Annotated in this window: 15 protein-coding genes; 8 read left to right on the top strand and 7 right to left on the bottom strand. The window is 67.2% G+C overall.

Annotated features, from left to right (window positions below):
* Positions 1 to 536 precede the first annotated feature (536 nt).
* Both pdxY and V3B25_RS20845 read left to right on the top strand, forming a co-directional pair.
* Positions 537 to 1,445, top strand: coding sequence for a pyridoxal kinase (gene pdxY / locus V3B25_RS20850; protein ID WP_032128295.1), 909 nt, complete (start codon positions 537 to 539; stop codon positions 1,443 to 1,445).
* Entirely contained in the window at positions 1,442 to 2,566 is a 1,125-nt protein-coding gene (locus V3B25_RS20845) for a prephenate dehydrogenase (protein ID WP_329811490.1), read from the top strand. Before pdxY ends, V3B25_RS20845 begins: the two co-directional genes overlap by 4 nt.
* Positions 2,567 to 2,831: 265 nt before the next feature.
* Here V3B25_RS20845 and V3B25_RS20840 read toward each other — a convergent pair whose 3' ends face one another.
* From V3B25_RS20840 to V3B25_RS20820, 5 genes are all read right to left on the bottom strand, one after another.
* A complete protein-coding gene (locus V3B25_RS20840; RefSeq protein ID WP_005409247.1) occupies positions 2,832 to 3,026 on the bottom strand; it encodes a hypothetical protein in 195 nt (64 codons plus the stop codon).
* A 70-nt stretch (positions 3,027 to 3,096) separates the two neighbouring features.
* On the bottom strand, positions 3,097 to 4,869 hold the full coding sequence (locus V3B25_RS20835) for an ABC transporter transmembrane domain-containing protein (protein ID WP_329811489.1): 1,773 nt from the start codon (positions 4,867 to 4,869) through the stop codon (positions 3,097 to 3,099).
* Positions 4,862 to 5,458: a YigZ family protein gene (locus tag V3B25_RS20830; RefSeq protein ID WP_049400110.1), complete on the bottom strand. Its 597-nt coding sequence runs from the start codon at positions 5,456 to 5,458 to the stop codon at positions 4,862 to 4,864. Before V3B25_RS20830 ends, V3B25_RS20835 begins: the two co-directional genes overlap by 8 nt.
* 40 nt (positions 5,459 to 5,498) lie before the next feature.
* Positions 5,499 to 6,503, bottom strand: coding sequence for a hypothetical protein (locus tag V3B25_RS20825; protein WP_049425152.1), 1,005 nt, complete (start codon positions 6,501 to 6,503; stop codon positions 5,499 to 5,501).
* Positions 6,500 to 7,018 carry an RNA polymerase sigma factor gene (locus tag V3B25_RS20820; protein ID WP_229301232.1) on the bottom strand — a complete coding sequence of 173 codons (519 nt, stop codon included), beginning with the start codon at positions 7,016 to 7,018 and terminating at the stop codon, positions 6,500 to 6,502. Before V3B25_RS20820 ends, V3B25_RS20825 begins: the two co-directional genes overlap by 4 nt.
* A gap of 247 nt (positions 7,019 to 7,265) precedes the next feature.
* On the opposite strand from V3B25_RS20820, the gene V3B25_RS20815 reads away from it, so the two are divergent.
* On the top strand, positions 7,266 to 10,106 hold the full coding sequence (locus V3B25_RS20815; protein ID WP_329811488.1) for an EAL domain-containing protein: 2,841 nt from the start codon (positions 7,266 to 7,268) through the stop codon (positions 10,104 to 10,106).
* Between the two features lie 19 nt (positions 10,107 to 10,125).
* Here the strand turns inward: V3B25_RS20815 and V3B25_RS20810 are convergent, their stop codons facing one another.
* Both V3B25_RS20810 and V3B25_RS20805 read right to left on the bottom strand, forming a co-directional pair.
* Positions 10,126 to 10,719, bottom strand: coding sequence for a TIGR00730 family Rossman fold protein (locus V3B25_RS20810; protein ID WP_032128301.1), 594 nt, complete (start codon positions 10,717 to 10,719; stop codon positions 10,126 to 10,128).
* A gap of 217 nt (positions 10,720 to 10,936) precedes the next feature.
* Positions 10,937 to 12,433: an aminotransferase class III-fold pyridoxal phosphate-dependent enzyme gene (locus V3B25_RS20805; protein ID WP_032128302.1), complete on the bottom strand. Its 1,497-nt coding sequence runs from the start codon at positions 12,431 to 12,433 to the stop codon at positions 10,937 to 10,939.
* Positions 12,434 to 12,643: 210 nt separating this feature from the next.
* Between V3B25_RS20805 and queA the strand changes: the two genes are divergently transcribed.
* From queA to secF, 5 genes are all read left to right on the top strand, one after another.
* Complete coding sequence (queA, locus tag V3B25_RS20800) at positions 12,644 to 13,711, top strand: tRNA preQ1(34) S-adenosylmethionine ribosyltransferase-isomerase QueA (RefSeq protein ID WP_329811487.1); 1,068 nt, start codon at positions 12,644 to 12,646, stop codon at positions 13,709 to 13,711.
* Positions 13,712 to 13,888: 177 nt separating this feature from the next.
* Positions 13,889 to 15,019 (top strand): tRNA guanosine(34) transglycosylase Tgt, encoded by a 1,131-nt coding sequence (gene tgt, locus V3B25_RS20795; protein WP_329811486.1) that lies wholly within the window; start codon positions 13,889 to 13,891, stop codon positions 15,017 to 15,019.
* Between the two features lie 134 nt (positions 15,020 to 15,153).
* Positions 15,154 to 15,498 carry a preprotein translocase subunit YajC gene (yajC, locus tag V3B25_RS20790; protein WP_099552311.1) on the top strand — a complete coding sequence of 115 codons (345 nt, stop codon included), beginning with the start codon at positions 15,154 to 15,156 and terminating at the stop codon, positions 15,496 to 15,498.
* 61 nt (positions 15,499 to 15,559) lie between these two features.
* Positions 15,560 to 17,416, top strand: a complete 1,857-nt coding sequence (secD, locus tag V3B25_RS20785; protein ID WP_329811485.1) for a protein translocase subunit SecD — start codon at positions 15,560 to 15,562, stop codon at positions 17,414 to 17,416.
* Positions 17,417 to 17,431: 15 nt separating this feature from the next.
* Complete coding sequence (gene secF / locus V3B25_RS20780) at positions 17,432 to 18,412, top strand: protein translocase subunit SecF (protein WP_201118791.1); 981 nt, start codon at positions 17,432 to 17,434, stop codon at positions 18,410 to 18,412.
* Positions 18,413 to 18,842 lie beyond the last annotated feature (430 nt).

The raw sequence follows: 18,842 nt of genomic DNA, 5'->3' as shown, positions 1-18,842 counted from the left end.
ACCTGCAGAGGCAACGGCAACAGCCGAAGCGCGATCTCCACGGATTGGCGGGGGGGGGGGGGGGGGGGGGGGGGGGGGGGGGGGGGGGGGGGGGGGGGGGGGGGGGGGGGCGGGGGGGGGGGGCGCCCCCCCCCCCCCCCCCCCCCCCCGCCTTCGACAGTTTTCCGCGATCTGTCGGAACGGCTTACTGCTCTGGTAGGTGTCGACCTTGGTCGACACATCTGTCAGATATCGAACGAATTCATCCGTGTCGACCAAGGTCGACACCTACCAACAGCCGCGCGGAACAACAGCCGCAGTTACCAACAGCCGCGTGAACCTGTCGAAGGTGGGGCGGTGTCGGATTGCGGGGTGTCAGCGGCATGGATGCCGCTGCCAAGCCTACAAGGACGTACTTGCGGCGTCCCCGCACTCCGACATCGCCCCGCCACCCCACGGAATGCCGCTTTGGCTTCGGCCGTTGCGGTTGCCGTTGCATTGAGCAGGTGCAGGGCTGCAAGCCCTGCCGAAAACTCCCTTGGGCGTAGAATGCGGGCATGAGCGAATCCCTTGATAACCACCTGGTCCACGGCCGCCGCCAGCGGCCGGATGGTCCGTCGCCGATCGATGTCATCTCGGTCCAGTCGCAACTTGTCTACGGCCACGCCGGCAACAGCGCCGCCGTACCGCCGATGCGCGCACTCGGCGTGCGCGTGGCGGAGATCCCGACCGTGTTGCTGAGCAACGCGCCGTTCTACGACACCACACGCGGTCGCGTGCTGCCCGCCGACTGGTTCGCCGACCTGCTGCTGGGCACCCACGAGCGCGGCCTGCCGCAGCGGGCGAAAATGCTGGTTTCCGGCTACTTCGGCAGCACCGCCAACGGTGCCGCCTTCGCCGACTGGCTGGACAACATCCTGCCGGTCTGTCCGCAGCTGCGTTACTGCCTGGATCCGGTGATTGGTGACACCCACACCGGCCCCTACGTGGAGCCGGGCCTGGAAGCGATCTTCGCCGAGCGATTGCTTCCGCATGCCTGGCTGGTGACCCCGAACGCCTTCGAACTGAATCGTCTGACCGGTATGCCGGCACTGGCCGAGGCTGATGCCATCGCCGCCGCGCGTACGCTGCTGGACCGTGGCCCGCACTGGGTGATCGCGCACAGCGTGGGCGGTAACCCGGGTGAGCTGGTGACCCTGGCGGTCGGTCGCGAGGAAACCTGGCGCTGGACTTCGCCGCTGCTGCCGGTGGACGTGGCCGGCACCGGTGACGTGCTGATGTCGCTGGTGGTGTCGTTCCTGTTGCGAGGTGAATCGATGCAGCAGGCGATTTCGCGTGCGATTGCCGGTACCCACGCGGCGCTGGAGGCGACTCTGGACAATGGCTTCGAAGAGTTCGACGTGATCGCGGCGGCGCCTGCCGCACTGGCCGAAGGCACGCGCTTCCGCGCTGAACGCGTGGCATGAGCGGCCTGGATCCACGCACGCCGCGCACGGTCGGCATCATCGGCAGCGCCGGTGCCTATGGGCGCTGGCTGACCCGCTTCTTCCAGCAGCACATGCAGCTGCTGGTGATCGGCCACGATCCGGCCGATCCGGACTCGCATACGCCGGAACAGCTGCTGGCGCAGGCCGACGTGCTGGTGTTCTCGGCACCGATCCGGCATACGCCGGCTCTGATTGCCGAGTACGTGCGGCAGTCGGCCGGCCGTGAGCAGGACCGGCTGTGGCTGGACGTGACCTCGGTGAAGGAAGCGCCGGTGCAGGCGATGCTGGCCTCTCAAGCCGAAGTGGTCGGCCTGCACCCGATGACCGCGCCACCCAAGGCGCCGACCCTGAAGGGCCGGGTGATGGTGGTCTGCGAAGCGCGGCTGCAGCACTGGCAGCCATGGGTCGATACGCTGTGCACTGCGCTGCAGGCCGAGTGCGTGCGGGCCACGCCGCAGCACCACGACCAGATGATGGCGCTGGTGCAGGCGATGGTGCATGCCACCCACCTGGCCCAGGCCGGCGTGCTGCGCCAGTACCAGCCGCAGCTGGGCGATCTGGCCGCGATGATGCCGTACCGCTCGGCATCGTTCGAGCTGGACACGGCGATCATCTCGCGCATCCTGTCGCTCAACCCGGCGATCTACGAAGACATCCAGTTCGGTAACCCGTACGTGGCGCCGATGCTGGAACGGCTGGTCGGCCAGCTGCAGGCCCTGCAGGCGCAGGTCGGGCAGGGCGACGACCGTGCGCGTGGTGAATTCCGCGAGCAGCTGCTGTTGGCCAACCGCAGTGCCTTCGGCGAGCAGGCGCTGGCGGACGGCAACTACACCTTTGAACGCGTGGGTTATCTGCTGGCTGACCTGACCGAGCGTAATGCGTTGTCGGTGCACCTGCCGGAAGACCGGCCCGGCTCGCTGCGTGAGCTGCTGAACGTGTTCGAGCAGCATCGCATCAGCCTGGCTTCGATCCATTCCTCGCGCACGCCCGGTGGCGAAGTGCATTTCCGCATAGGGTTCGTGGCCGGCAGCGATGCGGCGGCGATTACCCGGGCAGCAGCCGACGTGGACGCCAGCGGCATCGGGCGGGTACTGGGCTGAATTCATCCACAGGCGGTGTGGATGGTTCCTGAGCAAACGTGTGGATAACCTTGCTCAGGCCTTGGCAGCAAAGGCTGTCAAGATGCTTGGTGAAAAATTGATCACGCCTTTTGTAGCGTCGAGCCACGCTCGATTGCCCTTGGCAAAAGCGTGTCGACCAAGGTCGACACCTACCAGAGGCAGGAAAGCGGGTCGATCAAGGTCGACACCCGCCAGAGCGGGGCGATACGAAATCCGGTAGCGCCGGAGCCATGCCCGGCGAACCTCAGATCGTCAGCCGCAGCTCGCCGCCACTGGTGGTGAACTCGCGGCCATCGCGCACCAGCGGCCGCCCGTCATCCAGTTCGTAGCGTGGCGTGGCTTCGGAGTGATGCCCGCTGCCATTCGCCTCGGGCTTGAACTCGATGATGATGTGGCTTTCGCCGTTGCTGTCGACAGCGGGGAACTGACGGAACGACATCGTGCACCTCCTTCAGCGGATGCGGTTGTTGCGCGGCCAGCTTGGCCGCGCCGATGTTAGCCGGACGTCATCAATCGATGAACTGCAGGCGCGCAAGTTCAGCGTACAGTCCACCTTCGGCCAGCAGCTGCGCGTGCGTGCCCTCGGCGACGATGCGGCCCTGGTCCATCACCACGATGCGGTCGGCCTTGAGCACGGTGGCCAGGCGGTGGGCAATGACCAGTGTGGTGCGGCCCGCCATCAGCCGCTCCAGCGCTTGCTGCACGCTGTACTCGCTCTGCGCGTCCAGCGCGCTGGTCGCTTCGTCCAGCAGCAGGATCGGCGCATCCTTCAGCAGCGCACGGGCAATCGCCACACGCTGCTGCTGGCCACCGGACAGGCGGGCACCGCGCTCGCCCAGCTCACTGTCATAGCCCTGCGGCAACGCGCGCAGGAAGCCATCGGCCTCGGCGGCACGCGCGGCAGCCTCGACTTCGGCGTCGCTGGCCTGCAGGCGGCCATAGCGGATGTTGTCGCGCGCACTGGCAGCGAACAGTGTCGGCTGCTGCGGCACCAGCGCCAGCTGCGCACGCAGCTCGGCCGGGTCGGCCTGGCGCACGTCGATGCCGTCCACGTCGATGCGGCCGCTGGCTGGATCATGGAAGCGCAGCAGCATCGAAAGCACCGTGCTCTTGCCCGCCCCCGAGGGACCCACCAGCGCCACGGTCTCGCCGGGGCGGACGTGCAGGTTGAAGTGATCCAGTGCGGCCTGGTCCGGTCGCTGCGGGTAGTGGAACACCACGTCGTCGAACCGGATCTCGCCATGCAGCGGCTGCGGCAGCGCGCGCGGCTGTGCCGGCGCGCGGATCTCGATGTCTTCCTGCAGCAGTTCGCCGATGCGGCCCATGCCGCCGGCCGCGCGCTGCAGCTCGTTCCATACTTCGGCCAGTGCACCCACCGAACCGCCACCGATCAATGCATACAGCACGAACTGACCCAGCGTACCGGCGCTGAGGCGGCCGTCGATGACGTCGTGCGCGCCCAGCCACAACACACCGACGATGGCGCCGAACACCAGCAGGATGGCGCTGGCGGTGACCAGCGACTGTGCGCCGATGCGGCGACGGGCGGCGCCGATGGCATCACCGAGTGCCTTGTCGAAGCGCCCGCGCTCATACGGCTCGCGTGCATGTGCCTGCACCGTGCGTACCGCACCCAGGGTTTCACTGGCCAGGCTGTTGGCATCGGCGATGCGGTCCTGGCTGTTGCGTGCGACCGTGCGCAGCTTGCGCGCGCCGATGATGATTGGCAGCACCGCCAGCGGAATGCCGAGCAGCGACCATGCGGCCAGCCGTGGGCTGGTGACGAACAGCATTGCCAGGCTGCCGATGACGGTGACCGTGCTGCGCAATGCTACGGACATGGTCGAGCCGACCACGCTGCGCAGCAGTTCGGTGTCCGCGGTCAGGCGCGAGACCAGCTCTCCGCTGCGGCTGCGGTCGTGGAAGCCGGCGCCCAGCTGGATCAGGTGGGCATACAGCTGGCTGCGCAGGTCGGCCACGACCTTTTCACCCAGCAACGATACGAAGTAGAAGCGCGCGGCCGTGCCCAACGCCATGACGACCGCCACCAGCATCAGCAGGGCGAAGGCACGGTTGATCTGGCCGCCGCTGCTGAAACCGTGATCGATCATCTGCTTCACCGCCGGAGGCAGGCTCAGCGTGGCTGCAGAAGACACCGCCAGGGCCAGCAGCCAGGCGGTGAACAGGCCGCTGTGGCGGCGCACGAACGGCCACAGCGTGCGCAGGCTGCCGAGGCGCCGCAGCGGCGGGGTCGAAGCGGGGGCGTCGTCCTTGTCAGTCATCCTGGTCGTCGTCTTCTATGCGGATACGGTCACGGGTGGCGTCGCGCAGGCGGATTTTCAATGCGTCGACCTGATCGGCAGGCAATTCGATCCGCAGGCACACGCCATTGGCATCGAACTGTTCATCGCGCTTTTCGGCACCGAAGGCGGGCAGGGTGGCATGCAGGGTACCCAGGTCCTCGAAGCCGGCCAGCAGCTGCAGCCGGGCCATCGCCACCAGCGGCAGGCGCGGGGCGGTGCGCAGGCACTCGGCGGCGGCGCCGCCGTAGGCGCGCACAAGGCCACCGGCACCGAGCTTGATACCGCCGAACCAGCGCGTCACTACCACCATCACCCGGTCGAAACCCTGGCCGTCGATCGCCGCCAGAATCGGACGTCCAGCCGTGCCGGCCGGCTCGCCATCGTCGCTGGAGCGATAGTCCTGCCCATGCCGGTAGGCCCAGCAGTTGTGGGTGGCATCGGCCACCGCGACCTGCTGCAGGAACGCCATGGCCGCTGCAGCGCCATCGATCGGCGCGGCATGGGCGATGAAACGGCTGTGTTTGACTTCCAGCGTGTGGCTGACCGGCTGGGCGAGAGTATCGAGCATTCCCGTCATTCTACGGGGTTGCCGGGTATTCCCGTCCGCTTCAGTCGTCCAGCAGCGGGCGCAGGTCGCGCGGCAGGCGTGCTTCCGGGTACTGCTGCATGTAGCGCTCCAGGCTGGCACGGGCCAGATCGCGCTGGCCGTCGTCGCGTCGTGTACGGATCTTCTGCAGCCACTGCCGGCGCGGCAGTCGTGCGTCAGCGTCCACCTCGGCCTGCACGGCATCCGCGCTCAGGCCGGCATCGCTGCCGCGGCGCATGATGCCAGGTGCAGAACGGCTGGGAGCCTCGCGCTTCATCGAGGTGATTTCTACCCGGTCCAATGCCGGGGCCTGTTCGGTCTGCACGCTGTTGGACTCTGGCGTGCCTGCCGAGCGCGCCTTCAGCGAACCACTGGCGACAACCGGCGCCATCAGCGGCGCGGGTGCCGAGTAGGCGGTGGGAGCCGGAGGCGCAGGGGGGGCAGCTGCCGGCGCTGCGGCCGGAGCGGGCGGCAGGGCTGCAAAGGAGGTGTCGGCGGCCGCATCCGCAGCCATCGATCGTGCAGCCTGGGCCGGCGCTTCAGCGGTCTCGGCCGGCGCAGGCTTGCTTGCGCGCGCGATGGCCGGTGCCGGGGCAGCGGCAACCGGGGCTGCCTCGGGTGCTGCGGGCGCAGCGGCCGGTTCCGCAGTCGCCACCGCGCTGTCGGCTGCACTGCGCTCAGCGGCCTGATCGGCAGCCGCGACGTCTTCTGCCGCAGCCGGTGCCGCCGCAACAGCGGCCTCACCCGCCGGAATCGGTGGCGGTTCCGGACGCAGCTGCCAGGCGATGCCGATGGCGAACACCATCGAGGCGGCGATGCCGAACACCGCCGGCCAACGCGGGCGTGTGCGCTGCGTACGTGGTGCTTCGGGAGAGGCGACCGCATCGGCAGCCGGAGCGTCCACGGCAGCGCGGGCCGCGGCCAGGATGGCGGCGTCCAGTGCGGCAGGCGGTGCCTGTTCGGCGCGACGGCCGAGCAGCCGGGCCAGCTCGCGTTCTTCCGGCGTCAGCGGTTCGTCTCGGTTCATGCGTTCAATCCCGCACGCAGCTTGTCCATCGCATAGCGCAGCCGCGATTTCACGGTTTCCCGGCCTACGCCGGTGATCTGGCCGATCTCCTCCAGGCTCAGTTCCTGATCCAGCCGCAGTTGCAGCACTTCGCGCTGCTCCGGCGGCAGTTGTTCCATCGCCAGCTGGATGCGGCGACGTTGTTCGAATTCGGAAAGCTCGCCTTCCGGGGTCTGTCCATCCTCGATCGCGGCCAGGCGCAGGTCGGCATCGGCCGGGGCAGCCGGCCGGTGGCGGGCGGCGCGCCAATGGTCGTTCAGGCGGTTGTGGGCGATGCGGAACAGCCAGGTGCTGAACGCCGCGTCCGGTTGCCACCCCGCACGGGCGCTGATCACCCGCTGCCAGACGTCCTGGAAGATCTCCTCGGCCAGCGCGTTGTCGCGCAGTTGCCGCAGCAGGAAGCCGAACAGGCGCTTGCGATGGCGTGCATACAGGCTTTCAAACGCGCGCAGGTCGCCACCGGCCCAGGCCAGCATCAAGGCTTCATCGGTTGGCAGTGCGCTGGCTTCCACGGCGTACAGGGTAAGGCCTGCAGTCGATGGCGCATAGCCGGTGGCGAGGGCGGGCAGGGCGAGGGTCATGGCTCGGAAGGGGCTACGGTCAGCAGGAAAAACGTACGGGCGCACGATTCGGGGTTTACGGGCTTCCATTGCCCCCCGGGTGGCGCGCTATGCTCGGCGGCTCAGGGGAGGCGACGCACTGACGGCGCCAAGAGATTGTCATTTGTCCACGCATGCTGAACCGGCGAAAGAGCCACCACACGAGGCCGTGCTGAGCACGGCGCTGGTGCGCGCGTTGCATGCGCTTCTGCCGGAAACGGCTGTGGTCCGTGTCGGCTGGGATGACCCGCAGCTTGGCCGTGGCCAGGGGGCCTGGCCGAGGGCGACTGCCGGAGGTGATGCGGCAGCGCCAGGCGTGGGCGACGGCCAGCACGGCTGGGAACATGATGGGGCGCGCCTGCTGTTGTCGGTGGAAGGCGCGGTGCCTTCGCCGGCGTGGTGGGGGGTTGCCCGGCAGGCGATGGAGCTGGCGCTGCAGCGCGGCCGCCAGGCCGGCCAGATCAAGGCGCTGGAAGAGGCCGAGCGGTTGCAGCAGGCCTTGTTCCAGATTGCAGATCTGGCCGGTGCCGACCTGGAAATGCCCGAGATGCTGCGCCACGTGCATGGTGTGCTGGGCACGCTGATGTATGCCGAGAACTGCTACATCGTGGAATACGACGATGTGCGCGACCAGATCCGTTTCCTGTACTTCGCCGATCAGGTCGATGATTTCGTCGCCGATCCCACGCAGAGCCATGACGCCAGCGAGATGCCACGCAGCCTGACCGTGGCGTTGCTGCGTCATGGCAAGCCGCTCAGTGGTCCCTCGCGCGAACTGCTGTCGCAGGTGATGGAGCAGGAGCACGACCCGCAACGCGGGCCCGAAAGCCTGGATTGGCTGGGCGTGCCGATGCTGCGCGATGGCCGCGTATGCGGTGCCATCGTGGTCCAGAGCTATGAGCAGGCGGCCCGCTATGGCGAGGCCGAGCGCGCATTGCTGGGCTTCGTTGCGCAGCACGTGCAGACCGCGATGGACCGGCGCCAGGCGCAGGTGCGGCTGGAGCAGCAGGTGGCGCGGCGCACCCAGGAACTGCAGCGCGCCAATCACAGCCTGCAGGACGAGGTTGCCGAGCGTCGACGCGCCGAACAGCTGCAGACCGCCCTGTACAACATCGCCGAGATGGCGATGTCGGCCGACAGCCTGGCGCAGTTCTACGGACAGGTGCATGGGGTGGTCGGGCGCCTGCTCGACGCTCGCAATTTCTACATCGCCCTGGTCAACCCGGCCGGCAACGGCCTGGACTTCGTCTATTCGGTGGACGAGCACAACGCCAGCCGCGCGCCGCGACCGTTCAGCCGGGGCCTGACCGAGTACGTCGTGCGCAACCGGCGGCCACTGTTGGCGTCACGCGCGCAGATCGATGCGCTGCTGGCCAGTGGCGAAGTGCGTGAATCCGGTGCGCGTTCGCACTGCTGGCTGGGCGTACCGCTGCTGCGCGACGACGAAGTGGTCGGCGCGATCGTGGTGCAGAGCTACAGCGAGAACAGCATTTTCAGTGTGCATGACCAGCGCCTGCTGACCTTCGTCGCACAGAACATCGGTACCGGCCTGGCCCGTCAGCGCGACCAGCAACGGCTGCGCTCGGCGCATGCCGAGCTGGAGAAGCGCGTGGAGGAACGCACGCGCGAACTGGCCGAGGTCAACGAAAAGCTGCTCGGCCAGATCGGCGAGCGCCTGCGTGCCGAACAGCGCCTGACCCACCAGGCCATGCACGATGCGCTGACCGGCCTGCCCAACCGCCTGCATCTGCTGGACCGCCTGCAGGATGCGCTGGCCCTGGCCAAGCGTGAGGGCGGCCCGGTGTTCGCCGTGCTGTTCCTCGATCTGGACCGCTTCAAGCTGGTCAACGACAGCATCGGCCATGCCGCCGGCGACCGCATGCTGGTGGAAGTGGCCAAGCGCATCGTGTCGATGGCCGGCACCGAGGACGTGGTGGCCCGGCTGGGTGGCGACGAATTCGCGGTGCTGCTGCAATGCCCGCAGGGCCTGGCGCAGGCCTTGGACTTTGGCCAGCGCCTGCTGCTGGCATTGCAGGAATCGATGTGGATCGCCGGGCGCGAACTGTTCCCGTCCGGCAGCCTGGGCATCGCCTTGTGGAACCCCCGCTACCGCACCGGCGAAGAGCTGCTGCGTGATGCCGACGCGGCAATGTACCGGGCCAAGGCGCAGGGCCATGACCGCTGTGCGATCTTCGACGAAGACATGCGCGAGCAGGCCATGCGCAGCCTCGATCTGGAAGCCGACCTGCGTCGTGCGATCAACAACCGCGATTTCGTCCCGTTCTACCAGCCGATCGTGCGCCTGTCCGATGGCGAGGTGGTGGGCCACGAAGCGCTGCTGCGCTGGCAGCATGAGCGCCGCGGCCTGCTGCTGCCGGGGGCGTTCCTGGAGCTGGGCGAGGAAAGCGGCCTGATCGAGCAGGTCGACTGGCTGATCTACGAACAGGTGATTGCCGGCCTGGCCGAGGGCGGGCAGAGTTACGTCTCGGTGAACGTATCACCGCGCCATTTCCGCTCCGCCGGGTTCAGCGGCCGCCTGTTCGGCCTGCTGGATGCATGTGGTGCCGATCCGCGTCGGCTGCGCCTGGAGATCACCGAGGTGGCGCTGCTGGACGATGGCCCGCACACGCTGCGCATCCTGCAGGGCCTGCGCGAGCGCGGCATCCAGGTGCAGCTGGACGATTTCGGTACCGGCTTCTCGGCGCTGTCCTACCTGCACCGTTTCCCGATCAGTACGCTGAAGATCGACCAGAGCTTCATCGCCGGCCTGCATGGGCCGGAAGTGCAGAGCACGCGGGCGCTGGTCGAGGGCGTGCTGTCGTTGGCGCGTACGCTGGGCATCGAGACCATCGGTGAGGGCATCGAAACCGAGGCGCAGCGGCAGACCCTGCGCGAACTGGGTTGCGACTACGGCCAGGGCTATCTGCTGGGGCGGCCCGCACCGTGGAGCTGCGCGGCGGTCTGAGCCGCCGCGCAGGAAAGCATCAGCGCAGGGCGGCGCGACGCTTTTCGTCGATCCACTTCGAGGCCTGCGCTGGCTTGTAGTTCTTCATCCACTCCAGCATCTCTTCGATATCCGAGCCGTACCACAGGTCCTGGCGCTGGTCCGGGTGCAGGAAGCGCTCTTCCACCATGCGGTCGATCATGCCGATCAGCGGGGCGTAGAAACCTTCCACGTCGAGGAAGGCGCACGGCTTGTTGCCGATGCCAAGCTGGCGCCAGGTCAGCATCTCGAAGATCTCTTCCATGGTGCCGAAGCCGCCGGGCAGGGTGACGAAGCCATCGGCGAGGTCGAACATGCGCGACTTGCGCTCATGCATCGAACCGACAATTTCCAGTTCGGTCAGGCCGCGGTGGGCCACTTCCCAGTCGGCCAGCTGGCGCGGGATCACGCCGGTCACTTCGCCGCCGGCGGCGAGCACGGCATTGGCCACGGTTCCCATCAGGCCGACATTGCCGCCGCCGTACACCAGGCGCATCCCGTCGCGGGCGATGCGGTCGCCCAGGGCCAGGGCGCGTTCGGTATAGGCCGGCTTGCTGCCAGCGTTGGAACCACAGTACACACAGATCGATTTCATGGATCTTCCTGTCTCTTGGCCGGAAACGAAAACGCCCCGTCGCCGACCGCAGGGCGGTCAGGGACGGGGTGTCTATGGATTATGAGGCCTTCAGGGGCCTTCTGTAGAGACGCGCCGCGCTCGGCTGCTCTTCGTTCAGTAGAGTCGAGCTTGCTCGACTATCGCGGTGCCTGAACGAAGTGCAGTCGAGCAAGCTCGACTCTACAAAGAACGAGACTTACGCCGCCGCTGCCTGCTCGCGGCGCGGGCCTTCACGCAGCGCGCGGCCGACCATCCCCACCAGCAGGTCCAGCTCTTCGCTGTCCATGCCGAAGTGCGGAGTGAAGCGCAGCGAGTTCTCGCCACCGTGAATCACGTTGATGCCGTGCTGGCGCAGCCATTCCTCGGTGGAGTTGGCGCCGTAGCACTTGAACTGCGGCGCCAGTTCGCAGGAGAACAGCAGGCCGGTGCCCTGCACCTTGGTGATCAGTCCGCCCAGCTCGTTCTTCAGCTGTTCAAGCTTGCGCACGGCCTCGGCACCACGCTCGGCGATGTTGGCGCGCACCTGCGGGGTCAGCTGGGCCAGGGTGGCGCAGGCCACGTCCAGCGCACGCGGGTTGCTGGTCATCGTGTTGCCATAGATGCCCTTGCGGTACAGCTGCGCGGCGTGCTCGGTCACCGCCAGCACCGACAGCGGGTACTGCGCGGCGTTGAGCGCCTTGGAGTAGGTCTCCATGTCCGGCGGGTCCAGGCCTTCGAAGCCCGGGTAATCGACCACCGAGAGCACGCCATGCGCACGCAGGCCGGCCTGGATCGAGTCGAGCAGCAGCAGGCTGCCATGGGCACGGGTCAGTTCGCGGGCAACGGCATAGAACGACGGCGGCACCGAGCGGCCCGGGTCGCCTTCGCCCATCACCGGCTCCAGGAACACTGCCTCGATGAACCACTGGTTGCGCGCGGCATCCTCGAACACCTTGCGCAGGCCGGCTTCGTCGTACGGCGCCACGGTGATCACCGAGTCTTCGCCACGGTAGCTGGCCAGGTGCTGCATGTAGCTCTTGCGGCTGGAGTCCGAATAGAGGGCAGGGCGGTCGGTACGGCCGTGGAAGCTGCCCTTGACCACCACGCGCTTGATCGCAGCGCCGGCGTGGCGTGCGCCCGGGTCGGTCTGCAGCTTGGCGTTGACGTCGGCGATGCGCGCGGCCAGGCCAACGGCCTCGGAACCGGAATTCAGGCACATGAAACGGGCAAACGGGCAGCCGCCACGGCGGTGGCCGATCTCGGCACGCAGGGCGGTGATGAAGCGCTGCTGCGACAGGCTGGGGGTCATGATGTTGGCCATCACCTGCGGGCGGGCCATTGCCTCCAGCACGGCGTCCGGGGTGTGCCCGAAGCCGAGCATGCCGTAGCCGCCGGCGTCGTACAGCACGGCGCCCTTCAGGGTGACCACCCACGGGCCGCGCGCGGCCAGTGCCACATACGGGGTCACCGCGTCATCGGCATAGAAATTGACGAAACCGTCCTGCATCGCGTCGATCTGCGCCTGTTCGTCCTGCGCCAGCAGCGGCCCCAGGTCGGCCTGCACGCGCGCGAATTCCTCGGCGGCGGCGTCCACCGCGGCGATCAGCTGCGGGTGGTTGGCGGACAGGGCGGTCAGGGTGGCGTCGTCCAGGCCGGAGGTGAGGCGGGTGCCGGGCTGGTTGCGCAGGGGGGCGAGGCGTTCGATGAAGCTCATTGCAGATCTCCTGAAACAATGGGTCGCACGGGTCTTCAAAAGCAAAACGCGCGTCATCACGCGCGCTTGGGGCAGGCTCGTGCAGCGGACTTCCGACTCGATGCTAGCACTTGTTTTTTTGCGCGATAACCCCGCAGAAACCTGCTGCATAGCAGCATTTTGCGCGACGTTCGCCGCGAAGCACGCCGGCTCGCAGACGCTGGACGTACAATGCGCGCCATTGTCGACCTGTTGCCGCCCACTGCCTTGAAGAAGTCCGATTTCAACTACGACCTGCCGGCTGAACTGATCGCGCAGGCGCCCCTGGCCGAACGTTCCGCAAGCCGCCTGCTGCTGGTGCCTCCGGCGCCCGATGCCTTCACCGACCTGCAGGTGCGCGACCTGCCGTCGCTGCTGCAGCCGGGCGACCTGCTGGTGTTCAACGACACCCGGGTGATCCCGGCGCGCCTGTTCGGGCAGAAGGCCAGTGGCGGCCGCGTGGAGATCCTGATCGAGCGCCTGCTGGGTGGCCAGCAGGCCCGCGCGCAGGTGGGCGCCAGCAAGTCGCCCAAGGCCGGCAGCCGCATCGCGCTGGATGCCGGTGGCGAAGCCGAGGTGCTGGGCCGCGATGGCGAGTTCTACGTGCTGCAGTTCCATGTGCCGGAATCGCTGGAACAGTGGCTGCTGCATGCCGGCCGCCTGCCGCTGCCGCCCTATATCCAGCGCGAGCCGGGTGTGGATGACCGCGAGCGCTACCAGACCGTGTTCGCGCGTGAAGTGGGCGCGGTGGCGGCACCGACCGCCGGCCTGCATTTCGACGAACCGCTGCTGGCCGCGCTGAAGGACAAGGGTGTGGACTTTGGCCACGTCACCCTGCACGTGGGTGCGGGCACCTTCCAGCCGGTGCGTGCCGATGACCTGAAAGACCACGTGATGCACCGCGAGTGGCTGAACGTCGGCGCGGAAATGGTGCAGCAGGTACGGCGCACGCGTGCCGCCGGCGGCCGGGTGATCGGCGTCGGCACCACCGTGGTGCGCGCGCTGGAAAGCGCAATGCGCGATGGCGAACTGCTGCCGTTCGCGGGTGAAACGCAGATCTTCATCACCCCCGGCTACCGCATCCGCAGCGTCGACGCGATGGTGACCAACTTCCACCTGCCGGAAAGCACGCTGCTGATGATGATTTCCGCGTTCGCCGGCAAGGAGCGCGTGTTCGAGGCCTACCAGCACGCGATCGAGCAGCGCTACCGCTTCTTCAGCTACGGCGACGCGATGCTGCTGTTCCCGCAGGCGGGGTAGGGCGCTGACCTCTGCCTGCTTGTGGTCGGTGCGCACCGTTGGTGCGCACTTGCCGGTGCCTGGAGGCCAGGAAAGCCACGCATGGCGCGGCTCTACTGCCGTGCCGTTCAGGCCTGAATGGGCGGTCGACCCGGTTTTGGGAGACAATAGGCAACTATTTGCCCGAATGACCGCTCCATGTCCCGATTGCAGTTCCAGCTCAAGACCCGCGACGGCCGTGCCCGCCGTGGCCGCCTGACCTTCCCGCGTGGCGCGGTGGAAACGCCGGCCTTCATGCCGGTGGGGACCTATGGCTCGGTCAAGGGCATCCTGCCGGACCAGGTGCGTGCGCTGGGCGCCGAGATCATCCTCGGCAACACGTTCCACCTGTACCTGCGGCCGGGCCTGGACATCATCGCCGACCACGGCGGCCTGCACGGCTTCTGCCGCTGGGATGGCCCGATCCTGACCGACTCCGGCGGCTTCCAGGTGTTCTCGCTGGCCCACCGCCGCAAGATCACCGAGCAGGGCGTGACCTTCGCCTCGCCCACCGACGGTGCCCGCGTGTTCCTGGGCCCGGAAGAGAGCATGAAGATCCAGAAAGTGCTCGATTCGGACGTGGTGATGATCTTCGACGAGTGCACCCCGTACCCGGCTACCGAGGATGTGGCGCGCCGCTCGATGGAGCTGAGCCTGCGCTGGGCCCAGCGCAGCCGCAACGCGCATGACGAGCTCGGCAACGACGCGGCCCTGTTCGGCATCGTCCAAGGCGGCGTGCACACCGACCTGCGCAGCCGCTCGGCCGAGGCCCTGCAGGCGATCGGCTTCGACGGTTACGCCATCGGTGGCCTGGCCGTGGGCGAACCGGAGCACGAGCGCAACGCGATGCTCGACCACCTGGACCCGGAACTGCCGGGCGACCGTCCGCGCTATCTGATGGGTGTGGGCCGGCCGGAGGACCTGGTCGAGGGTGTCGCACGTGGCGTGGACATGTTCGACTGCGTTATGCCCACCCGCAACGCCCGCAACGGCCACTATTTCACCTCGTTCGGCACCGTCCGCATCCGTAATTCCCAGTACGCACGGGACATGGATCCGATCGAGCCCGGCTGCGGCTGCGTGGCCTGCACCGGCGGTTACACGCGTTCGTACCTGCGCCACCTGGACCGCTGCAACGAGATGCTGGCGCCGATGCTGGGCACCCTGCACAACCTGTTCTATTACGAAAAGCTCATGGCCGACATCCGTGCGGCCATCGAGGCGGGAACCTTCCTGGCCTTCCGTGAGTCTTTCTACGCGGCACGCGGGGCGGTAGCTCCCCCCCTGTAACCCGAGTGCCCCCTGCCAAACGGCCCAAGGACGAACGCCCGGGGCCGTGGCATACTTCAAGGCTGACCCAGATCCGCGGTCGACACCTCGTGCCCGTGAAAGGGCCGAAGCGCCGCCCAACCAAAGGACCAACGATGAACCTGCTTGCCTTCCTGATTCCCGCCGCCCACGCCCAGGCCGCCGGCGGCCAACCGCAGGGCATGGGCCTGACCACGCTGCTGTTCCCGGTCATCCTGATCGCCATCATGTACTTCCTGATGATCCGCCCGCAGATGAAGCGGCAGAAGGAGCACAAGGCCATGCTGGAGAAGATCAAGCGTGGTGACGAAGTGCTGACCAACGGCGGCATCGCCGGCGTGGTCACCGATATCGGCGACAACTTCATCACCATCGAAGTGGCGGACAACGTGCGCATCCGCGTGCAGAAGGGCGCTGTCGGCAACGTGCTGCCGGCCGGTACCCTGAAGTCGGCCCAGTAAGCCACTCCCTTTCCGATGCACAACCGCGGCGCCGGGGATGGCGCCGCGCGGGACCCAAGCAATGCTCGAATTTCCACGCTGGAAGTACGTCGTCATCCTGATCGTACTGGCGCTCAGCGCGCTGTACGCGCTGCCCAACATCTACCAGAAGGACCCGGCCATCCAGATCACCGCCAACCGTGGCGGGCAGATCGACGATGCGCTGCGCGACCGTGTGCTGGCCGACCTGAAGACGGCCGGTGTCGCCACCGTCGGTGCCGAGAAGGAAGGGGAAAGCCTGATCGTCCGCCTGCCGGACCTGAAGGCGCAGTCCGCTGCCAGCGACGCCCTGCGTGACACGGTCGGCGAAAAGTACACCGTGGCCCTGAACCTGGCCTCGACCGTGCCGGACTGGCTGGCCAACCTCGGCGGTCGTCCGATGGTGCTGGGCCTGGACCTGCAGGGCGGCGTGCACTTCGTGCTTCAGGTTGACCAGAAGGCGGCTCTGGACAAGCGTCTGGACGCCTACACCGAAGACGTGCGCAGCACCCTGCGCGACGCCCGCATCGCTTACCAGTCGGTGGAACGCCGCGCTGACAACAGCATCGTGGCGAACCTGAGCCCGTCCGCCGGTGACGACGCCGCGCAGCGTGCCCGCACCGCCCTGGTGAAGGCGCAGCCGACCCTCGGCTACGACGTCAGCGGCAACCGCATCACGGTGACCGTGCCGGAAACCGAGATCACCCAGATTGCCAACGGCGCCATCGAGCAGAACATCAACACCCTGCGCAACCGCGTGAACCAGCTCGGCGTGGCCGAGCCGATCATCCAGCGCCAGGGTGCCGACCGCGTGGTGGTGCAGCTGCCGGGCGTGCAGGACACCGCCGAAGCCAAGCGCATGATCGGCGCCACCGCTACCCTCGAGTACCGCGCGGTGGTTGACGGCAATGCACAGGACGCCATCGACTCCGGTCGCATTCCGCCGGAAGCGAAGGTCTACCAGCGTCGTGATGGCGGTGGTCCGGTCCTGCTGAACAAGCGCGTGATCGTCACCGGTGACCAGATGGTCGGCGCGCAGGCGGTGACCGATTCGAACAGCGGCTCTCCGGCGGTCAGCGTGACGCTGAACAATGTCGGCGGCCAGCGCATGTTCGACTTCACCAGCGCCAACGTGAACAAGCCGATGGCGGTGGTCTATACCGAGCGCGTGCCGACCGTGACCGTCGTCGACGGCCAGGAAGTGCGTGGCTTCAAGGTCAACGAGGAAGTGATCTCGGTGGCCAACATCAACGGCGTGTTCGGCAAGAACTTCCAGACCACCGGCCTGCAGAAGAAGGAAGCCGAGGACCTGGCCAAGCTGCTGAAGTCCGGCTCGCTGGCCGCGCCGATGGACTTCGTCGAAGAGCGTGTGGTGGGCCCGAGCCTGGGTGCCGAGAACGTCAAGAACGGTATGCGCGCGGTGGTGTTCGCATTCCTGTTCACCCTGGTGTTCTTCAGCGTCTACTACCGCATGTTCGGCGTGATCACCTCGATCGCGATGCTGTTCAACCTGCTGATCGTGGTGGCGGTGATGTCGCTGTTCGGCGCGACCATGACCCTGCCGGGCTTCGCCGGCCTGGCGTTGTCGGTCGGCCTGTCGGTGGACGCCAACGTGCTGATCAACGAGCGTATCCGTGAAGAGCTGCGTGCCGGCGTGCCGGGCAAGACCGCGATCGTGACCGGTTACGAGCGTGCTTCCGGCACCATCCTCGACGCCAACCTGACCGGCCTGATCGTCGGTGTGGCGCTGTTCGCATTCGGTACCGGTCCGCTGAAGGGCTTCGCGCTGACCATGATCATCGGTATTTTCGCCTCCATGTTCACCGCGATCACCGTGTCGCGTGCGCTGGCGACGCTGATCTACGGCCGCCGCAAGAAGCTCCAGAACGTGGCCATCTGACGGGACGACACGCACATGAAACTGTTTCCGCTGCACATCCTCCCGAACGACACCAAGATCGACTTCATGCGCTGGCGCCATGTCGCGATGGTCGTCACGGTCATCGTGTTCCTGGCCTCGGTCGCCATCATCGGCGTCAAGGGCTTCAACTACGCCCTGGACTTCACCGGCGGCACCCTGATCGAAGCCCGCTTCGACAAGGCCGTGGACGTCGAGCAGGTCCGCACCAAGCTCGAGCAGAGCGGCTTTGAGGGTGCCCAGGTGCAGAGCGTCGGTGGCAACACCGATCTGCTGATCCGCCTGGCCCCGCACGGTGAGCACGCTGCCGGTACCGGCGACGCCGCGCACGAGGACAAGGCCACCGCCGCCGCCGTGGTGAAGGCACTGTCCACCGCCGACAACCAGGCCACCGTGCTCCGCAACGAGTTCGTGGGCCCACAGATCGGCAAGGACCTGGCGATGAATGGCCTGTACGCCACGATCTTCATGCTGGCCGGCTTCCTGATCTACATCGCGGTGCGCTTCGAATGGAAGTTCGCGGTCACCGCCAGCATCGTGGCGATGTTCGATCTGATCGTGACGGTCGCTTACGTGTCCCTGCTGGGCCGTGAGTTCGACCTGACCGTGCTGGCCGGCCTGCTGTCGGTGATGGGCTTTGCGATCAACGATCTGATCGTGGTCTTCGACCGCGTCCGCGAGAACTTCCGCAGCCTGCGCGTGGACTCGATGGAAGTGCTGAACCGTTCGATCAACCAGACGCTGTCGCGTACGGTGATCACCGCGGTAATGTTCTTCCTGTCGGCGCTGGCCCTGTACATGTACGGCGGCAGCTCGATGGAAGGCCTGGCCGAGACGCACATGATCGGTGCGGTGATCGTAGTGCTGTCCTCGATCCTGGTGGCGGTGCCGATGCTGACGATCGGTTTCCTGCGCGTCAGCAAGCAGGACCTGCTGCCGAAGGCGAAGGACATCGAGGCCCTGGCCCGTCGCCCGTAAGCACCCGCTGCACGCAGCACACAGAGAACCCCGCGCAAGCGGGGTTTTTTGTGGGCAGGGCTGGTACGCGTCATCGCATGCGCGCTGTCGCTCCCACGCTTCGCTGCGCGAACCGTGGGCCCCACTTACCAGCTCCCAGACCCCCGCCGCTTCGCGGCCGCCCCCTGACTCAGGGGGCTCTGCCCCAGACCGGTTCCGCGCGGCTGTTGGTAGGTGTCGACCTTGGTCGACACATCTGTCAGATATCGAATGAATTCAACCGTGCCGACCAACGGTCGGCACCCACCAACAGCAGCGGCGACATGTCCAACAGATCGCGGGAAGCTGTCGAAGGCGGGGTGGGTCCGGTTGCGGGGGTGTCCGCGGCATGGATGCCGCGGCCAAGCCTCCATGGACGGATTTACGGCGTCCCCCGCAACCGGACCCACCC

Origin of the sequence: Stenotrophomonas sp. SMYL8, from assembly GCF_036320065.1 — a bacterium.
Lineage (GTDB): Bacteria > Pseudomonadota > Gammaproteobacteria > Xanthomonadales > Xanthomonadaceae > Stenotrophomonas > Stenotrophomonas maltophilia_A.
The sequence above is the reverse complement of the archived record's forward strand: the minus strand, read 5'-3'. Positions and strand labels throughout refer to the sequence as shown.